The following is a 17,472-nucleotide window of genomic DNA, read 5'->3' on the forward strand; positions in this document are numbered from 1 at the left end:
TTCACGGTGCGTCAATCTGATTCAAAACTCATCAATTTAAACGCATTCTAGATCAGGAAATGTGAAAATGGAACCGGTTTCTGTAACCGGTTCCATTATTAGATGGAGACATAAAAAAACGCCGCGAACTCAAAGTCCGCGGCGTATGGGGTGACGTTGCTCACGCGTTGCGTGCTGGTGCGCGCTTAGGGCAAATCGAACACCAAGGCTTTCACTGGCAAGTCACTGTCGTTGCGCAGTTCAAGTTGACTCTCTTTGGCGATTTTCGCGCCATCGCCCGGATTCAGTGTCACGTCATTGATGGCCAGTGTGCTGTCGATTTGGTGCACGTAAACGCGGCGACCTTGCGGCACATCGTAAGTCAGTGCGCTATGAGGCGCCAAAATCAGTTGCAATAGGCGCGCATCTTGTTTGATGTGCAGCGTGCCATCTTCACCCGTTGGGGTGGCGATGGTGGTGAGGCCCGGCGCTTGACCAAAGTCTTTTTGCTGGTAACCCGGTTCGCCGCCAAAGCTGTTTGGCTGAATCCAGATTTGCAGAAAGCTCAGTGACTCGCTATCGGAGGCGTTGAACTCGCTGTGGTAAATGCCGCGACCGGCAGACATCAACTGGAACTCACCTGCAGGCAGGGTTTTGATGTTGCCCGCGCTGTCTTTGTGCGCAATGGTGCCGCTGAGCACATAGCTGATGATTTCCATGTCGCGGTGACCGTGGGTTTCAAAACCGGCGCTGGGGGTGACTTTATCGTCGTTGATCACGCGCAGTTCCGAAAATCCCATGTGTTTCGGGTCGTAGTAGCTACCAAATGAAAAGGTGTGTTTGCTATCCAACCAGCCAAAGTTTGCGCGGCCGCGTTGTTCTGCTTTTCTTACTTCGATCATGCTCTGCTCCTTCGACTTGGCGGACCAAATCGTATTTGGTGTTGGGTGAGGGAATGGTTCACTCCCTCAGGCTTGATACTCAGTCTAGTGCTTTCGAGCAGGCGTCAACAGCCGTACAACTTGTTGTGGTCGTTCAAGAATTTCGAACAAGCGAATCCGGGCGATTTTGTTCGATTAGCAAACGCAGCTCGCGAGCGGCTTGTTGTGGGTCAGGCGCATGGCTAATCGCCGATACCAGCGCGATACCGTGCACGCCTGTTTGGGCGACCGCCGCGATATTGCTGGTGTTTAAGCCACCAATCGCCACCATGGGTAAACGGCTGCGCGCCATCGCCCAGTTCAGGCCATCCAACCCCCAATGTTTGACGGTATTGGTTTTGGTCGGTGTGGCAAAAATCGCACTGAGGCCGAGATAATCGACCGGAAGCGACTGCGCTTGTTCAAATTGTTGCTCGTTCTCAACCGACAGCCCAATCAGTTTGTCCGGGCCAAGCAGTTGGCGCGCCAGCGTGGCGGGCATGTCGCTTTGCCCCAAGTGCACGCCATCGGCATCCACGGCCAAGGCCACGTCAACGCGATCATTGATGATCAAGGGCACACCGCTGCCACTTAGCACCGCTTTCACTGCCGCCGCACGTTCGATAAAAGTCCGTACGTCGCCCTGTTTTTCGCGTACTTGCACCAGTGAAACGCCGCCAGCGATGGCTTGTTTAACGACACGGCATAGGGTGTTGAGGTCTTGCTGATCATCAGTGACCAAGTAAAGGGTGTAGGGCGTCATGCGGTCGCCTCCGTGGTTTTGAGTTGGGCGCTACACGGATCGTTGTACGCATCGTTGCCGCTGGCAGAATTGGCCAGCGTGAGAACCGTTGAGGTGTGACATTGAAGGTTTGAATGAGGCATTTGGGCTCCTAGTCTTCGGCGATCAGGAACCGGTTTAGCGCCATAACACGAGGGAAGGATTCGAGTGCTGGGCGGCTAAAGCCATACGCTGGGTGAGGCGCTCACATCATTGGGGCGCATCACATCGCAAAGCGTACATAGTTCCCTACGTCAGTGCGAACTGAATCAGGTTCTACGGGTCTTGCATCGCTGCCGCAGGGCAGTGGGTGGCAATCTCAGCCCAAGTGGGCTCCCCGACTATCAGCGTCGATGATAGCAGATGTGTGGCGCGCGGAGCTAGGCTCGCGTGACGTTACCGCTGAACGTGCAGGAAGCTGAACGTGCAGGAGTCAGCGGCAACGGGCAGGTTAGAGGCGAATGATCTGATGACAGCTTTTACTCAGCGCCACTTTGTCGTGACTGATCAACACCAGCGCGCAGCCCATTTCCTGCGTCAGCGCCGTCATGAGCTGCAACGTGCTGGCGGCTGTCACGGGGTCGAGGCGCGAAGTGGGTTCATCGGCAATCAAGAGTTTGGGTTTCATCAGCAACGCGCGCAAAATTGCAAAGCGTTGCAGCTCGCCCCCAGACACTTGAGTCACTTTGCGCCCGAGTAGCTGCATCGACAACTTGAGCTTGGCCATCAGCGGCTCAATACGAGTTGGGTCGATGGTGTGACGCTGGCACAAATCGCTCAGCAGTGTGTGCAGCGTTGCACTTTTCGGCAGCGCACTTGGCGGATCTTGATACAGCTTGAGCACATCGCCTGTCGCAAACGGTGTGGTGTGCCGCAACGTGCCGCCAGTGGCGCGTTTGAGGCCGACCAGAATGTCCGCCAATGTGGATTTGCCACACCCGCTGTCTCCGCTGATGCCCAGAATTTCGCCCTGCGCGATGGAAAAATTAAGCTGTTCAAACAGCGTGCGATCGCCGTAATGCATACTCAGGTTTTCCACGTGCAGCACCGGCTGACCAACGGTCGGTAGCGATGCGCTTGGCCAGAAACGCGGGTCGGCGGCGATCAGCGCTTTGGCGTAGTCCGATTGCGGCGCGCTCAGCACTTGTTGCGCAGGCCCTCGCTCTTGCACCACGCCTTTTTTCATCACGATGATTTCACCACCCAATTGCTGCGCGACTTCAATGTCGTGCGTGATGGTCAGCACCGCGCCGCGCTGTTTATGGCTTAGCAACTGCGCGATGATTTGGTCGCGGCGGCTGACGTCTAAGCCTTTGGTTGGCTCATCGGCAATCAGCAGTTCGCCACCGGCTTGGGTCGCGCACAAATAGGCCACGCGCTGCGCCATTCCGCCGGATAATTGATGCGGGAATTTCGCCATGTCGTCACCCAGTTCAACGCCCTGAAATGCGGCTTGGGTATGGGTGTGCGCTTGCGCGGGATCGCCATTGACCACCTCGTGCACTTCGCGCACCTGTTCGCCCACCGCCATCAACGGGCTTAGCGCGTACCACGGCTCTTGTGGCAAAACGGCTAGCTTTTTCCCCCACAGCTGTTGGCGCGCGTCGTGGCTAAGATCGCGCTGCGCGTCGCCAAATAGCGTCACGTCGCCCTGCATGGTCAGCGTTTCCGGCAAGGTGCCGATAATGGCGTTGGCCATCAGGCTTTTGCCCGAACCGGTTTCGCCCAAAATCGTGACCGCTTCACCGCGACGAAGCTCAAATGACAGCGGTTCAACCAAGGTTTGCTCACCAGCTTGAATCGACAACTGTTCGACGTTCAATAACACACTCATGCCTGCTTTCCTCGCGCCAACAGGTGAAAACTCATCACTAACAAAAACACCACCACAATCGGTTGAACCAGCACCCACGGCGCCTGTTGGTAATAGCGGAACAGCTCGACCATCATCAAACCGAGTTCGGCCGCAGGCGGCTTAAGGCCAACGTACAAAAAGCCAATGGAGGCCAGTGCCAGAATCGCGTTGCCAGCGCCAAAGCAGCCGAGGGTAAACAGGTCGGTGCGCAGCTCCGGCCACAGGTGGCGTTTAAACTGATACCAAACGCCAAAACCGTACAAACGCGAGGCTTCGATTTCAGGCGAACGCAACAAGCTCAAGGTGCGGCTGCGCACGACGCGGAAATATTCCACCCATAACATCAACGAGATGGCGAGATAGAGGATCAAAAACGAGCCCGGCACCATGGCGCCAAACAGCAGCACCAGAATCAGCCCCGGCATGGCGAGCAACATATTGACCAACCACGAGAGCGATTTATCCCACCAGCCGCCTTTCCACGCGGCGGTCACGCCGGCCAGCAAACCCAAAGCGGCCGAGGTGACCACGCTTACCACCGCCATCAGCAGGGAGGTACTCACGGCGCTCGCTAAGCGGGCGTAGTTGCTGCGGCCATAATGATCGCGCCCCAGCGGCTCTTGCCATGAGGGCGAGGCAAAGGCTTGCGCCAAGGATTGCTGCGCGGGATCGCCGCGGTAAATCAGGGCTTCAAAGAGAGCAAAGACCACCAACGCGGCGAGAATGCTCACGCCGACCCATTGACTGCGCGAAAGCTGTTTCATGCCATCACCGCCTTGGTCGCCAAACGCTGACGTGGATCGAGCCAGTACTGCGCGACATCGACCAGCGTGTTGATGGCCACAAACAGCAGCCCCATCAACAGCGCCGCGCCTTGAATCATGGGAATGTCACGACGAAAAATCGCGTGTGACAACGCGTGGCCGATGCCCGGCCAAGAGAACAGCGATTCAATCATCACAATGCCTTCGACTAAACTGACGGCCTGAATGCCGACAAACGCCATCACTGGCAGCGCAATATTGAGCTGCGCGTGACGGGTAAACGCTTGCTGATGGTTCAGCCCTTTTAAGCGCGCGAATTGAAAATAAGGCGAGTTCAGGACCTGATGCGTCGCGTTGCGAATCATTCGACTCGACATCGCAGCCATGCTCAGCGCCAGCGCCATTGCAGGCAGCACCAGATATTCGACGCTGCCAAACCCAGCAACGGGGAACAGGTTGAAATGGAGCGCAAACACCAACACCAACAACAAACCAATCAGAAACACTGGCTGCGCCTTGATGATGATAGACCCAAACAGCGCCGCGTGATCGCTCCACTGATTGGCGCGGCGACCGCAATACAGCCCCACCGGAATGGCGATCAGCAGCGACAGCGCTGTTGCGGCCGCAGCCAGTAGCAAGGAATGCCCCAACTGGTGCGAGAGCGCAGCGATCACCGGCTCACCGCTGACCAACGAATTCCCGAGATTAAAATGCAGCAGATCCCATAACCAGTTGAAATAAAGCTCAAATCCAGAGCGATCCAGTCCCAATTCTGCCTGCACTGCTTGCGCGGCTTCGGCGTTCACGTAGTCATAACCGTAACGCCCGGCGGCGATGCGGTAGGCAATGTCGCCCGGAATCAGTCGCATCAACACGAAGGTCAACGTGCCGACCGACCACGCCACAAACAGCGCTTGGTACAAGCGAGATAGCAAAATTTTAGTCATGGAAACGCATCTCCGACACGCGGTAATTGATTTCAAACGGGTCGAATGAGAACCCGTCGAGGTGGCGATTGACCGCGACAATCTGGCGATAATAGGTCACCGGGATCAGCGGCATTTCGTCGGCCAGTACCGTGGCGGCTTGCTGTGCTAACTGGCGATACTGCGCCGGGTCGGCTTCGCCGGAGAGTTGTTCGAGCAACGCGCTAAAGGTGTTGGATGACCAGTGCATCGGCCCCCAGTCGGCGCCTTTCTCGGTTGCAAAATCGTTCATCAGGAGCGGCAGGGGATCGGCCAACGTGCCGAAGTTGCGGGCGATGAGCGCCATCTCCAAGCTGTTGTCGTGGTGCTTGGCTGGAATGGCACTGGAGTTATCAATCGAGATCTGCACATCGATGCCCAGTGCGCGCCATTGGGCTTGCAGCGCGGTGGCGATGAGCGGTAGCTCTGGGCGGTCTGCGTAAGTCACCAACTGCACGCGAAATACCTGGCCGTCGCGTTGCAACAGCCCTTGCGCATTGGCATGCCACCCTTGTGCGCTCAGCAACGCTTTGGCTTGTTGCAGCTTGTCTGCATGCTGATTGCCCATGAGTTGATCGTCCGCGCGCTGATTGTTGACGTGAGCGGTATCGGGTTGATGATCGTGCTGCGCGATGTGCCACGCACCCAGCGCGGGCGAAAACAGTTGGTATGCTTCAGAGCCTGGCAGGCGCAGCACCGATTGCGCGATGCCTTCGCGATCCAGAGCCAAACTCAGTGCTTGTCGCACGGTTTTGTCGTTTAGAAACGGGTGCGCGTTGTTGAGTTTAACCAACACCGTGCGCGGCATCGATTCCACATGCAGGTCGATATTTTTTGCCGCTTGCAGTGTGCTGATGCTGATGGGATCAAGGGTGTAGACCAAATCCGCTTGACCGCTTTGCGCCAACAAGGCGCGGCTTTCTGAGCGATGGCCGGCTAGGTATTCCACCGTCTCGATATGGGCAGGCGTGCCCCAATAGGCGTCAAAGCGTGTCACTTTGGCTTTGTGCGGCGCTTGCAAGCTCGCAATCTGATACGGGCCAGTGCCTTGCAATTGAATCACTTTGCCGCTGGCGTCCATGGAGCTTGGCGCGATAATCGCAGTGGAGTAGTGCGCCAGCACCGAGGGTAGCGCGCGGTATGGGCGATCCAGCGTGATAACCACGCGATCGTTCAGCGCGCTGATCGACTGAATCGGCACTTGGCGAATCACGCCCGGTTTGGCGAGCGCGAGATTGAGCGACTGCGCTGCCGCTTGCGCGCTCAGCAGTGTGCCATCGTGAAACTGCACGTTCGGACGAAGGGTGAATGTCCAGCTCAGGCCGTCATCACTTTGTTGCCAGCTTTGCGCCAACAGCGGGTAAGGTTCGGCGTCATCGTTGATGCCAACCAACGATTCCACCACTTGTAGACGGGAGAACACAAACCCGTCTTTCGACAGATCCTGACTGTTGAATTCAAACGGGCCAGAAATAGAGAGCGTGTCGTGCGTCGGGGCAGAAGGTTTCCAAAATAGAGTTGCGCCCACGCCCAACACCAGAGCGAGTATCAATAGCTTTTTCATAATTCCATGCTGAAATGTTATAACATAACAATATTGCAGCATGAGAATGGTTCTCATGTCTAGTGTAAATTGAATAATCGGAGAAAAAAACGGTCCGACCTGAGCGTGGCATCAGGTCGGTTTCAGATGAGACGATTAGGCGGCGTAGAGGACAAGAAAGGTATCAACTGCGCGTTGCGTGGCGGCTTTGAGTTCGCTGGCGCTGGGCGCATCGATGGCTCCCAATGCGAAAGGTTCGATGTGTTCCGCCGACAGTAAGGCTTTGAATTGCATGGCCGCAAACCACGTATCACACCGCTTCAATAAGCCTTTTTTGACCTGACTGTCGATATAGTCGCTCAAATGGGTCCAACCGAGTTTAGGGCCGTTTTCATAGAATTTACGTCCCACCGAAGAGCGGTCGGCTTCATGAATCGCCATGCGATAAATGGCCATGGCATCTGGGGTCATCACCGAGCTTAAAAAATTGTAACCAAATTCTAAAAGCGAGGTTTGCATGTCTCGTTTCGGGTCAAGGGCGAGGAAAGATTGCGCAATTTGCTCGGATGCGGACGATTTCATCACCGCAATAAAGATGGCTTCTTTTGAGCTGAAGTAGTTGTACAGCGTCGCTTTCGAACCGCCCAACTCTTTCGCAATATAGGACATGGACGTTTGCTCAAACCCTTGCTGTGTAAAGGAATTTTTCGCAATTTCCAAAATCGCCTGTCTTTTTTCTTCGCTTTTAACTCGCATGAAATCGTCTATTCCCAGGGAAAATTGTGGATAATTTTCTCTTGACGATCCCGTTCTGTCAAGAGTATAACCGTACGGTACGGTTTAGTTATAAGGTTTCAAAATGTGAAAAACAGTGCCAAACGCCAAGGGATGCTGCAGAAAACAGCGCCTTTTTTTTCAATGACTTTACTCAGCACGCTGATTTTAGCGGGCTGTTCAACGCCCAATCATAGCGATGAATTGGGCACGGTTGCGGATGCCCACGACCTGCAATCGCAACAAACTTTTGCCAATCATGCCGCGATGGACTGGCCATCGGATCATTGGTGGGAACGCTATCAGGATGCGCAGCTCAATCAGTTGATTGACGAAGCGTTCGAACAATCACCGACGCTGCAAATCGCCATGGCACGCCTGAAAAATGCGCAAGGTCTTGCGCAGCAAGCGGGTGCGGCGCGTTCTCTGAATGTCGGACTGTCTGCCTCGGCGACCGAGAGCAAAGTCAGCTACCAATATCAGGCCGCGATGCCACCGCACGGTTGGAATGACTACGGTTCGCTCACGCTTAACTTCCAGTATGACTTTGACTTTTGGGGCAAGAACCGAGCGGCAGTGGTTGCCGCATCGTCTGAACTGGCGGCCGCTGAAGCCGAAGGGGTATCAGCACGGCTGATGCTCGCTACGTCGATTGCCAATGCGTATGCCGAGTTGGCGCGTTTGTACGCCAACCAACACACGGTGGACGCGGCGCTGGGCGTGCGTAATAAAACCGTCGAACTGCTGCAAAAACGCTATGTCAACGGGCTGGAAACCTTAGGTTCGGTGAGTCAGGCCAGAGCGATCGCGGCCAGCGTTGAAGCGGAATTACTCGGCTTGAATGAGTCGATTCAATTGCAGAAAAACGCACTGGCGGCTTTAGCGGGGCAAGGGCCGGATCGCGCATTGACGATTCAGGAACCCCAAGTGGCACTGAATGCGCGTTACGGATTGCCCACCGATGCAGGCGTTGGTTTGCTTGGCCATCGCGCCGACATCACCGCTGCGCGCTGGCGCGCCGAAGCGGCAGCGCAGCGGGTGGGCATTGCGGAAGCGCAATTCTATCCCGACGTGACGTTGTCTGCGTTTATTGGCTATCAGGCGTTTGGCCTCGATAACCTGTTTAACAGTGGCAACGACGCAGGCGGTATTGGCCCGGCGATTTACTTGCCGCTGTTTACCGGCGGCCGATTGGACGGCCAATTGACGTCGGCGCAGGCGAGTTATCAGGAAGCGGTCGGTGGATACAACGCCACGCTCACCCAAGCGTTGCATGAAGTGGCCGATGTGGTCACCAGCACGCAGGCGCTGGACAAGCGCATCGCCAAAACAGAGGAAGCGGTCGAGCAGGCGCAGCGCGCGTTGCAGATTGCCAGCAACCGGTATCAGGGCGGCCTTGCCACCTATCTGGACGTGCTGGTGGCCGAAGAGTCGCTATTGAATAACCAACGAGCGCTGGTGAACTTGCAGTCACGCGCGTTCAGCTTAGACCTCGCCCTGATCCATGCTTTGGGCGGCGGTTTTCAATCAACACAGTCTTGATTCGGTTTAAAAGGTTTCTATCCCATGAGTTCATCAGACAACATCCCATCAGAACCAGCAGAATTTGATGCCGCGCGTGCCAAGCAATCGCGCAAAAAAGGGTTTTTCGCACTGGCGGCGGCCGTGATCCTCGCCGGTGGCAGTTACGGCGCCTACTGGCATTTCATCGGCTCACGCTATGTGTCGACCGACAACGCTTACGCAGCGGCTGAGATTGCCGAAGTGACCCCAGCGGTGGGCGGCATCATTGCCCGCGTGAGCGTGGTCGATACCCAATACGTCAACCAAGGCGACGTGCTGGTGCAAATCGACGATACCGATGCGCGGTTGGCGCTCAAGCAGGCAGCCGCAGATTTGGCGCTGGCCGAACGCCGCGTGCGCAGTTACCTCGCCAATGACGAAGGCTTAACCGCGATGGTCGAAGCGCAGGAAGCGAGCGAGCAACGCGCCGAAGCGCAACTGAAAGCCGCGCAGGCAGATTTTGCGCGCGCCAAAATTGACTTAACGCGCCGTGAAGATCTGGTGCGCAGCGGGTCGGTGTCCGGCGAAGAAGTGACCAACGCCAAAACCGGCTATCAACAAGCGCAAGCGAACTTAAATGCAGCCAAAGCGGCGATGGCACAAGCGCAAGCGACCAAGCTGTCGACCATTGGTTCACAAAAAGCCAACGCGGCGTTGACGGACAACACCACAGTGGAAAACAACCCGGAAGTGCTACTGGCGAAAGCGCGTTATGAGCAAGCCAAAGTGGATTTGGACCGCACCGTGATTCGCGCGCCCATCAGCGGCATCATTGCCAAACGTCAGGTGCAAGTGGGCCGCCGCGTGCAAGTGGGGATGCCGTTGATGACGGTGGTGCCTATCAACAGCATTTATGTGGATGCCAACTTCAAAGAGGTGGAACTGCGCAACGTGAAAGTGGGGCAGCCGGTGACACTCACCGCCGATATTTACGGTGACGATGTCACGTATCGCGGCGTGGTAGCCGGATTTTCGGGCGGCACGGGATCGGCGTTCTCAATGATTCCGGCGCAAAACGCCACGGGGAACTGGATCAAAGTGGTGCAGCGTCTGCCGGTGCGTATTGAACTCGATCCAACCGATTTGCAGTCGCATCCGCTGCAAGTGGGGCTGTCGATGGTCGTTACCGTCGATACCTCCGCTGATAGCAACGAGCAGGTGATTGCGCAGTTTCGCGCCGCGAAAGTGTCAGAACAAGGCTAAGGTGAAGCCATGAGTCATACCTCTGACAATGACATCAAACCTTTGTCAGGTGGGGCGCTGTTTCTCGGCGCCCTCTGTCTGGCGATGGCAAACTTCTTTGCCATTTTGGATACCACGATTGCCAACGTGTCGGTCTCGAATATCGCGGGTGGGCTGGGCACGTCTTTAAGTCAAGGGACGTATGTGATTACGTCTTACGCGGTGGCGGAAGCGATTTCGGTTCCCTTAACCGGATGGCTTGCGCGGCGTTTTGGATCGATTCGCGTTTTCGTTACGTGTTTCTTCTTTTTCGGATTTTTCTCGCTGCTGTGTGGCTTATCAACGAGCCTCAACATGTTGGTGATGTGTCGCGTATTCCTTGGCTTTGCAGGTGGCCCGCTGATGCCGCTGTCACAAACGCTGATGATTCGTATCTTCCCGAAAGACAAGAGTCACGCGGCGATCGGCATCTGGTCGATGACCACTTTGGTGGCGCCGATCATGGGGCCGATTTTAGGCGGTATCTTGTGTGACCAATACAGTTGGCCGTTTATTTTCTTTGTGAACATTCCATTTGCCATTTTTGCCTCATTCGTCGGTTGGAAGATCCTGAAAAAATACGAAACCAAGAATGAACGTTTGCCGATCGATAAAATCGGCCTGCTGTTGCTGATTGTCTGGGTAGCAGCTTTGCAACTGATGTTGGACGAAGGCAAAGACCATGACTGGTTTGAATCGTCACGCATTGTGACATTGGCGGTGATTGCCGCGATAGGCTTTGTCGCCTTCCTGATTTGGGAGCTGACCGAGCGCAATCCGGTGGTGGAATTAAGAGTGTTTCGCCATCGCGGCTATGCGATGAGCATGGTCACGTTATCGCTCGCCTTTGGCGCCTTTTTCGCCACGACGGTGTTAACCCCACTCTGGTTGCAAAACTTCATGGGCTACACCGCAACCATTTCGGGGTACGCGACGGCGACCATGGGCATCCTAGCGGTGTTTCTTGCGCCGATTATCGCCAACTTGTCGTCGAAATATGACCCGCGGCCGTTTGTGTTTGTCGGCGTGATGTGGCTTGGGTTCTGGACCTTTATGCGCAGTTTCAACACCGTCGACATGACCTTTGAACAGGTGAGTTGGCCGATGTTCGTGCAGGGGATTGGGATGCCGCTGTTCTTCGTGCCGCTAACGGCGATTGCGCTCGGCAGTGTCAAGCCCCATGAGATGGAATCGGCAGCGGGGTTGATGAACTTCATCCGCACCTTGTCCGGCGCGTTTGCCACCTCGATGATCAACACTTCGTGGGAGCACGAGTCGCGCTACGTGCATGCTGAATTGGCGGGCTTGACCGACAAAGCGGGCGTGGCGACGCAAGCGATGCAAAATGCGGGCATGAGCGCGGATCAAACCCGCTCGGCGCTGGACGGCATGCTGCAAGGACAAAGTGTGATGGTCGCAACCAACCAACTGTTCTTGGTGATCGCGGTGATTTTTGCCGTGGCCGCGTGCATGATCTGGATGGCGCCGAAACCGAAACACGCGGTGGACCCGTCCGCGGCGCACTAAATAACTTTAACTAAATAACAGGCACTCAATAAACCGCACGAAACGAATTAATCCACGGGGCTGTTTGTCAGGAATTGGACTCTCGCTGACTTTCAGCCCCCTTTTTCGTCTTGCGTTTGCTGGCTCACTCACGGTTGTTGAGTTTTTAATTGATAACACTTCTCATTAACTCATCATCTGTGCGACACTAAGCCCTCTATTTTCGAGGTGTTTTGCTGTCATGACTCGTCCTTCTTCATCGTTTAATCGCATTTGCAAACTGCTGGACTACATCCATGCGCATCTGGATCAGCCGTTGTCGCTGGATGATTTGGCGCAGCAAAGCTGTTGGTCGCGCTGGCAATTACAGCGGGTATTTCAGAGTGAGACCGGCTTGACGGTCGCCAACTACGTGCGTGAGCTTAAACTGAGCGAAGCCGCCGAAGCCCTGATTCATGGTTCGGCGCGGGTGATTGATATTGCGCTCGCCAACGGTTTCAGTTCTGAAATCAGTTTTAGCCGCGCGTTTCGGCAACATTTTGGCCTCAGCCCGCGTGATTATCGCAAGCTTGGTCGCCACACAGGGCTGCGCAAACCGCTACAACTGGCGCAGCGCACGCCGCCGGTGAGCCAAACGCCGCAACTGATGCAAGTGCGGGTGGAATCGGCGGAATCGGAAACCTTTTACGGCCTTGCGACGCCGATTCGCGGCTTGCTCGCGGCAGCGCCTGATTTTGCTGAGCAGGTGCCCAGTGTGTGGGCGCAGTTTTCGCCGCTGATGGCGCATCAAACCCCGCAGCCACTGACCGGCGTGATTGACGTGACGGCCGCCGCTGACAATGACCATACGTTGATCTATTGGGCGACCAGCACGCTCCCCGTGTCGGGCGCAGAACGCGTGACGGTGCCTGCGCAAACTTACGCGGTGGTGAAACATCGTGGCCCGATTGCCTTGCTGCCACAAACGTTGGCTTGGTTTATTTTCGATTGGTTGCCGCAATCGATCTATCGCGGCGTGGATGGGTTTGAATTGGAACGTTATCCCGCCGGGTATGACGGCACGGCTGTGCATGCCGAGATGGATTATTGGTTGCCGATTGAGATCGCCTGAGCGGCGCAACATGCTCCAAATTGTTAACTTTTCACGCCGCGCTTTGCTTAGAATACAAATGATATTTATTCTCACAATAAGAAAAGCAGGGTAGTTAACCATCATGGATTTGAATCCGCATACCACATTGTCGCCGGTCGCGTTGGCGATCTTGGCACTTTTGATGCCCACCACCAGTGTTGCCGCCGATGAGTCCACAAGCGCAGACACAGAAACCGTGACCATTTTGGGTCAAACCTATCGCAACACCGCGACGAAAACGGCGCTGGCGCCGGAAGAGACGCCGCAAGGCATCACCGTGATTGACGGCGAACTGCTTGAGCAGCGCGGCGTGACATCGGTTGGTCAAGCGCTACGCTACGCACCCGGCGTGGTGACAGAAACCAAAGGCGGTTCCGTCACCATGTACGACAACTTCTACATTCGCGGGTTTCAGGTTGACCAAAGCTATTACGATGGCTTGGTGCTGCAATACCTCAAAGGCTGGAACTTGCAGCCACAGATTGATCCGATTGCGATGCAGCAACTGGAGGTCTTCAAAGGCCCAACATCGGTGTTGTATGGCGCGATGCCTCCGGGCGGCATGGTGAACGTGATAGCCAAAGCGCCGCAACAGCAGCGCAGCACCGAAGTGTCGGCTTCCACGGGTTCGCGCAATTTGCAGCAAGTGACGCTCGATACCACCGGGCCGCTCAGTGATGCGCTCTCTTACCGTTTGATTGCCAAAGCGCGCAAACAGGACGGCCAGGTTGATGGTACGGAGGAAGAGCGCTATTTGATTGCGCCGTCACTCGACTGGCAAGTCACCGACAAAACGCTGATCAATCTTAACCTCTATTATCAGAACGATCCGGCGATGGGCATGAACTCGGCTTTGCCTGCCTCAGGCACCGTGACCTCTAACGCCAACGGGTCAACGTCCTCCTCGACTTACGCGGGTGACACCAACTGGAGCAAATTCGAGCGTGAAATCCTAATGCTGGGTTATAAAGTGCAGCATCAGTTCACCGACAACTGGGCGTTCTTACAGAACCTGCGTTACACCGACGCATCATTGACCCAGAAAAACCTCTATCACAGCAGTGGTGGTTTTGATGAAACCACGGGCGTGCTGACGCGCAACATTTACAGCACCGATGAAAATTACAACGGTTTGGTGGTGGATAACCAACTGTCCGGTGTGATCAATTGGGGCAGCGTGGAACACAACCTGCTGTTTGGCGTGGATTACCAACGCCTGAAAGGGGACTCTTTGTACCAAACCTACACCACCACCGACAGCGATTTTGGCAGCTTTAACCTGTTCAACCCCAACAACAATTTGCTCGATAGCAGCACGGTGTCGGCGCAGTATGCGTACGACTACGATATCGAAATCAAACAGCTCGGCGGTTATGTTCAGGATCAACTGCGCTGGAACCGTTGGGTGTTGATTGCAGGCGGCCGCTTTGATCACTACACCAGCAACAGCGAGGTGTCGGGTTACGCCACCAAAGCGGATGACACCGAGTTCTCGTATCGCGTCGGCGCGCTGTATCAGTTTGATTCTGGGATTGCGCCGTTTGCCAGCTACGCCACCAGTTTTTCACCGGTGGCGGGCACCGACAGTCAGTTTGGTCAACCGTTCAAGCCGGAAACCGGCGAGCAAGTGGAAGTGGGCGTGAAGTATCAGTCGGCGGACATGAGCAAGCAGGCCAGCGTGTCGCTGTATCACATTGTGAAAAACAATGTGGTGGTGACCGACCCAAGTTCGGCCAACTATCAGGATGATATTCAGGTGGGCGAAGTGCGTTCGCAAGGCGTAGAAGTCGAGGGTCGCTGGTGGCTGACGCCAAACTGGGACATCGCGGCAAGCTACACTTACGCGGATGTTGAAGTGACCAAAGACAGTGCCAATGGTTTGCAAGGCACCACGCCGATTTATGTGCCCAAGCACAGCGCCACACTGTGGAGCACGTACCAAGTGGATGACGGGGTGTTACGCGGTGGTCGCGTCAGCGGCGGCGCGCGTTATGTGGGCGAAATGTATATGGATGCGACCAATACGCAAGGCAAAGTGCCGGATTACACCGTGGTTGACTTGTCGCTTGGATATGATTTGGGTCAGATCAGCGACCGCCTGCAAGGCGCGCGTGCGGATGTGATCGCCAACAACCTGTTCGACCAAACGTACTACACCTGTTACAACAACATGAACTGCTGGTACGGTGCTGAGCGCACCATCGAATTGAAACTCGGCTATCAGTTCTGATTGACGCAGACGTCAAGCGCCCGGTTTCGACCGGGCGTTTTGCATTCGGTTAACCCACCCTTAACCCGCTTGACGTTACGCTTGAACACCTCGAAAAAAGTCGACGGTTTTGATCTGTGTTTTTGTTTGGCATCATCCAATGACGCTATGATAGACAACAGAATGCAAGCACGACATACCGCGCGCAGCGACGTTCGTCACGTCGACCATTTGCGCAGCCCCCGTATGCATTGCAGCACGGCTCCGCGACCACAGGTGGTGAAAAGGAATGTTAAAGGCGTTATTGGTGGAAGATGATCTCGATCTGGCCACCGCTTTGGTTGACTACATGTCGTTGGAAGCGATCGACTGCGATTTTGCGGCCGACGGACAAGTGGGCTACAACCTGATCATGGCAAATCGCTACGACGTGATTGTGCTCGACCTCAACTTGCCCAAAATTGAAGGGCTGGTGGTGTGCGAGCGCATTCGTGAACGTGGGATTGAAACGCCGGTACTGATGCTCACGGCGCGCGATACGCTGGACGATAAACTACAAGGCTTTAGCCACGGCGCGGATGATTACTTGGTGAAGCCGTTTGCAATGGAAGAGCTGATGGCGCGAGTTCAGGTGCTGGCGAAACGTCGCAGCGGCCAAGTGTCGAAATTGCGCGTGGCGGATTTGGTGCTGGATATGGCGCAGCGCAAAGTCACGCGCGCCGGGCTGGAGATCAAGCTGTCACCGATTGCGATAAAAATTCTCGAACTGCTGATGCGTGAATACCCGTCGGGTGTTTCACGGGAGAAAATTGTCCTCAATGTGTGGGGCGACGATCAACCCGACAGCAACAGCTTGAAAGTGCACATGTTCAACTTACGCAAACAAATCGACAAAGCGGGGCTAGAACCTTTGATTCATACGTTACCGGGTTACGGATTTGCGATACAACGGCAGGGCAACGATGAAACTGCGTCGTAGCCTCAAAATCTTTTTTGCCTTTTCGGTGATGGCGATGGGCACCATCACGGTGCTGAGTTATTCCACCTTGGCCGCCAATTACTTTGAGCAAGGGCTCGATGGCGGCATGCGTATGACCATGCTGGAAATTGGCCATCGCGCGGAGCTGTTGGAAGGCAAACCGGAACGCATGCTCGGGTTTCAAGTGGCGCGTCGCTGGCAAGATGTGCAGCCGGAAATTCGCGCTGAGTTTGCCAAGCCCACCGAACACCTTGAACTGCTCAAACACATCGATCGTTCGAGTTGGTTCTCGACCCCCAAACGAGCGCTATTTCTGATGCGCTACGATCAAGACCGTGCCGAAACGCTCTACATTTCGCGTGTGGTGGATGACTTCAATCACCCTAAGTTTGAACGGGACATGCCTGCGGGCAAATGGCCACATGTCATCAAACTGTTGAGCTACGGTGCGCTGGGCATTGTCATTTTCGCGCTGTGCATGATGTTCTTGATGCAAATGGTCGCAAGGCCCATTGAACGGTTGTGGCAATGGGCGAAACACCTCACGCCGAATCAGTTAAATGAACCGCTGCCAGATTTTCAGTACAACGAACTGAACCGCTTGGCCGACGTGGTGCGCAGCAGCTTGTCAACGGTTGAAGATTCGCTGCGTCGCGAGCAAAAGTTCTTGGCGCATGCCAGCCATGAACTGCGCACACCCATCGCGGTAGTGCGCAGCAACGCCGAGTTACTGGCCAAGCTGCTGGATAAACCGGACAGTCTGGAAAAGCAGAAGCAGGTGGTGGAGCGGATTGTGCGCGCAGGTGTCACCATGACCGATCTAACTGAAACGCTGCTGTGGCTCAATCGTGGCAAAGAGAGCGAGCCGCCGCTGAGTGAAGTCAATTTGCAGGCCCTGATCGAGCAAATTTGTCAGGAGCTGCACTATTTGGTGCGCGACAAAGAGGTGACGGTAGACGTGCAGCTTTCTGCGGGACAATTTTTGCTGCCAAAAACGCTGTGTCATATCGTGTTGAGTAACCTCATTCGCAATGCGTACCAGCACACGCTGCTGGGCAAAGTGGTTATCACACAGCGCGGGTCTCAAGTCACCATTGCCAATCATGATCACAGTGGCGCCAACGCACACGATACACTCGGTTTTGGCTTAGGGCTGGAGCTGACCAATCGTATTATTCGTCACTACGCATGGCCGTATCACACCATCGAACACGATCATGGCCGTGATGTGACCATCAACTTTCGTTGGCAATAACGTAAAAATGCCCACTCCGTGGA

15 protein-coding genes and 1 riboswitch are annotated in these 17,472 nt (G+C 55.3%); of the genes, 7 read left to right on the top strand and 8 right to left on the bottom strand.

The window, feature by feature from the left end:
* Positions 1 to 185: 185 nt before the first annotated feature.
* The 8 genes from ACF8PK_RS04490 to ACF8PK_RS04525 form a co-directional block, all read right to left on the bottom strand.
* The gene (locus ACF8PK_RS04490; protein WP_055466119.1) at positions 186 to 881 is read right to left on the bottom strand and encodes a pirin family protein; all 696 of its coding nucleotides are present in this window, start codon (positions 879 to 881) and stop codon (positions 186 to 188) included.
* 133 nt (positions 882 to 1,014) lie between these two features.
* A complete protein-coding gene (thiE, locus tag ACF8PK_RS04495) occupies positions 1,015 to 1,662 on the bottom strand; it encodes a thiamine phosphate synthase (protein WP_004725198.1) in 648 nt (215 codons plus the stop codon).
* On the bottom strand, positions 1,659 to 1,784 hold the full coding sequence (locus ACF8PK_RS04500; RefSeq protein WP_260677869.1) for a hypothetical protein: 126 nt from the start codon (positions 1,782 to 1,784) through the stop codon (positions 1,659 to 1,661). Before ACF8PK_RS04500 ends, thiE begins: the two co-directional genes overlap by 4 nt.
* A 125-nt stretch (positions 1,785 to 1,909) precedes the next feature.
* A riboswitch (TPP riboswitch) is annotated at positions 1,910 to 2,030 on the bottom strand.
* A 101-nt stretch (positions 2,031 to 2,131) separates the two neighbouring features.
* The gene (locus ACF8PK_RS04505; protein ID WP_392440265.1) at positions 2,132 to 3,514 is read right to left on the bottom strand and encodes an ABC transporter ATP-binding protein; all 1,383 of its coding nucleotides are present in this window, start codon (positions 3,512 to 3,514) and stop codon (positions 2,132 to 2,134) included.
* On the bottom strand, positions 3,511 to 4,299 hold the full coding sequence (locus tag ACF8PK_RS04510; protein ID WP_158165415.1) for an ABC transporter permease: 789 nt from the start codon (positions 4,297 to 4,299) through the stop codon (positions 3,511 to 3,513). The genes ACF8PK_RS04505 and ACF8PK_RS04510 overlap by 4 nt, the downstream gene beginning before the upstream one ends.
* Positions 4,296 to 5,249, bottom strand: coding sequence for an ABC transporter permease (locus ACF8PK_RS04515; protein WP_004725202.1), 954 nt, complete (start codon positions 5,247 to 5,249; stop codon positions 4,296 to 4,298). Before ACF8PK_RS04515 ends, ACF8PK_RS04510 begins: the two co-directional genes overlap by 4 nt.
* On the bottom strand, positions 5,242 to 6,831 hold the full coding sequence (locus ACF8PK_RS04520; protein WP_392440268.1) for an ABC transporter substrate-binding protein: 1,590 nt from the start codon (positions 6,829 to 6,831) through the stop codon (positions 5,242 to 5,244). Before ACF8PK_RS04520 ends, ACF8PK_RS04515 begins: the two co-directional genes overlap by 8 nt.
* A 135-nt stretch (positions 6,832 to 6,966) precedes the next feature.
* Complete coding sequence (locus ACF8PK_RS04525; protein ID WP_004725204.1) at positions 6,967 to 7,566, bottom strand: TetR/AcrR family transcriptional regulator; 600 nt, start codon at positions 7,564 to 7,566, stop codon at positions 6,967 to 6,969.
* A gap of 105 nt (positions 7,567 to 7,671) precedes the next feature.
* Here ACF8PK_RS04525 and ACF8PK_RS04530 point away from each other — a divergent pair, with 105 nt between their 5' ends.
* From ACF8PK_RS04530 to ACF8PK_RS04560, 7 genes are all read left to right on the top strand, one after another.
* A complete protein-coding gene (locus tag ACF8PK_RS04530) occupies positions 7,672 to 9,126 on the top strand; it encodes an AdeC/AdeK/OprM family multidrug efflux complex outer membrane factor (RefSeq protein WP_392440270.1) in 1,455 nt (484 codons plus the stop codon).
* A gap of 24 nt (positions 9,127 to 9,150) precedes the next feature.
* Positions 9,151 to 10,350 carry an HlyD family secretion protein gene (locus tag ACF8PK_RS04535; protein ID WP_172561492.1) on the top strand — a complete coding sequence of 400 codons (1,200 nt, stop codon included), beginning with the start codon at positions 9,151 to 9,153 and terminating at the stop codon, positions 10,348 to 10,350.
* A 9-nt stretch (positions 10,351 to 10,359) separates the two neighbouring features.
* Positions 10,360 to 11,895: a DHA2 family efflux MFS transporter permease subunit gene (locus tag ACF8PK_RS04540; protein ID WP_172561491.1), complete on the top strand. Its 1,536-nt coding sequence runs from the start codon at positions 10,360 to 10,362 to the stop codon at positions 11,893 to 11,895.
* Positions 11,896 to 12,115: 220 nt separating this feature from the next.
* Complete coding sequence (locus tag ACF8PK_RS04545; RefSeq protein ID WP_392440272.1) at positions 12,116 to 12,985, top strand: helix-turn-helix domain-containing protein; 870 nt, start codon at positions 12,116 to 12,118, stop codon at positions 12,983 to 12,985.
* Positions 12,986 to 13,094: 109 nt separating this feature from the next.
* Complete coding sequence (locus ACF8PK_RS04550; RefSeq protein ID WP_392440608.1) at positions 13,095 to 15,236, top strand: TonB-dependent siderophore receptor; 2,142 nt, start codon at positions 13,095 to 13,097, stop codon at positions 15,234 to 15,236.
* Between the two features lie 268 nt (positions 15,237 to 15,504).
* Positions 15,505 to 16,194, top strand: a complete 690-nt coding sequence (locus ACF8PK_RS04555) for a response regulator transcription factor (RefSeq protein WP_158107506.1) — start codon at positions 15,505 to 15,507, stop codon at positions 16,192 to 16,194.
* Positions 16,178 to 17,449, top strand: a complete 1,272-nt coding sequence (locus tag ACF8PK_RS04560) for a histidine kinase dimerization/phospho-acceptor domain-containing protein (protein WP_392440274.1) — start codon at positions 16,178 to 16,180, stop codon at positions 17,447 to 17,449. Before ACF8PK_RS04555 ends, ACF8PK_RS04560 begins: the two co-directional genes overlap by 17 nt.
* Positions 17,450 to 17,472 lie beyond the last annotated feature (23 nt).

Source organism: Vibrio sp. CJQ_6 (assembly GCF_043106745.1).
GTDB classification, from domain to species: Bacteria; Pseudomonadota; Gammaproteobacteria; order Enterobacterales; family Vibrionaceae; genus Vibrio; species Vibrio furnissii.

What these genes read in the sequence shown, in the direction of transcription:
- ACF8PK_RS04560 (WP_392440274.1), top strand. Translation starts at nt 16,178, where the DNA reads ATGAAACTGCGTCGTAGCCTCAAAATCTTTTTTGCCTTTTCGGTGATG.
- thiE (WP_004725198.1), bottom strand. Translation starts at nt 1,662, where the DNA reads ATGACGCCCTACACCCTTTACTTGGTCACTGATGATCAGCAAGACCTC.
- ACF8PK_RS04505 (WP_392440265.1), bottom strand. Translation starts at nt 3,514, where the DNA reads ATGAGTGTGTTATTGAACGTCGAACAGTTGTCGATTCAAGCTGGTGAG.
- ACF8PK_RS04500 (WP_260677869.1), bottom strand. Translation starts at nt 1,784, where the DNA reads ATGCCTCATTCAAACCTTCAATGTCACACCTCAACGGTTCTCACGCTG.
- ACF8PK_RS04510 (WP_158165415.1), bottom strand. Translation starts at nt 4,299, where the DNA reads ATGAAACAGCTTTCGCGCAGTCAATGGGTCGGCGTGAGCATTCTCGCC.
- ACF8PK_RS04555 (WP_158107506.1), top strand. Translation starts at nt 15,505, where the DNA reads ATGTTAAAGGCGTTATTGGTGGAAGATGATCTCGATCTGGCCACCGCT.
- ACF8PK_RS04535 (WP_172561492.1), top strand. Translation starts at nt 9,151, where the DNA reads ATGAGTTCATCAGACAACATCCCATCAGAACCAGCAGAATTTGATGCC.
- ACF8PK_RS04545 (WP_392440272.1), top strand. Translation starts at nt 12,116, where the DNA reads ATGACTCGTCCTTCTTCATCGTTTAATCGCATTTGCAAACTGCTGGAC.
- ACF8PK_RS04540 (WP_172561491.1), top strand. Translation starts at nt 10,360, where the DNA reads ATGAGTCATACCTCTGACAATGACATCAAACCTTTGTCAGGTGGGGCG.
- ACF8PK_RS04520 (WP_392440268.1), bottom strand. Translation starts at nt 6,831, where the DNA reads ATGAAAAAGCTATTGATACTCGCTCTGGTGTTGGGCGTGGGCGCAACT.
- ACF8PK_RS04515 (WP_004725202.1), bottom strand. Translation starts at nt 5,249, where the DNA reads ATGACTAAAATTTTGCTATCTCGCTTGTACCAAGCGCTGTTTGTGGCG.
- ACF8PK_RS04490 (WP_055466119.1), bottom strand. Translation starts at nt 881, where the DNA reads ATGATCGAAGTAAGAAAAGCAGAACAACGCGGCCGCGCAAACTTTGGC.
- ACF8PK_RS04525 (WP_004725204.1), bottom strand. Translation starts at nt 7,566, where the DNA reads ATGCGAGTTAAAAGCGAAGAAAAAAGACAGGCGATTTTGGAAATTGCG.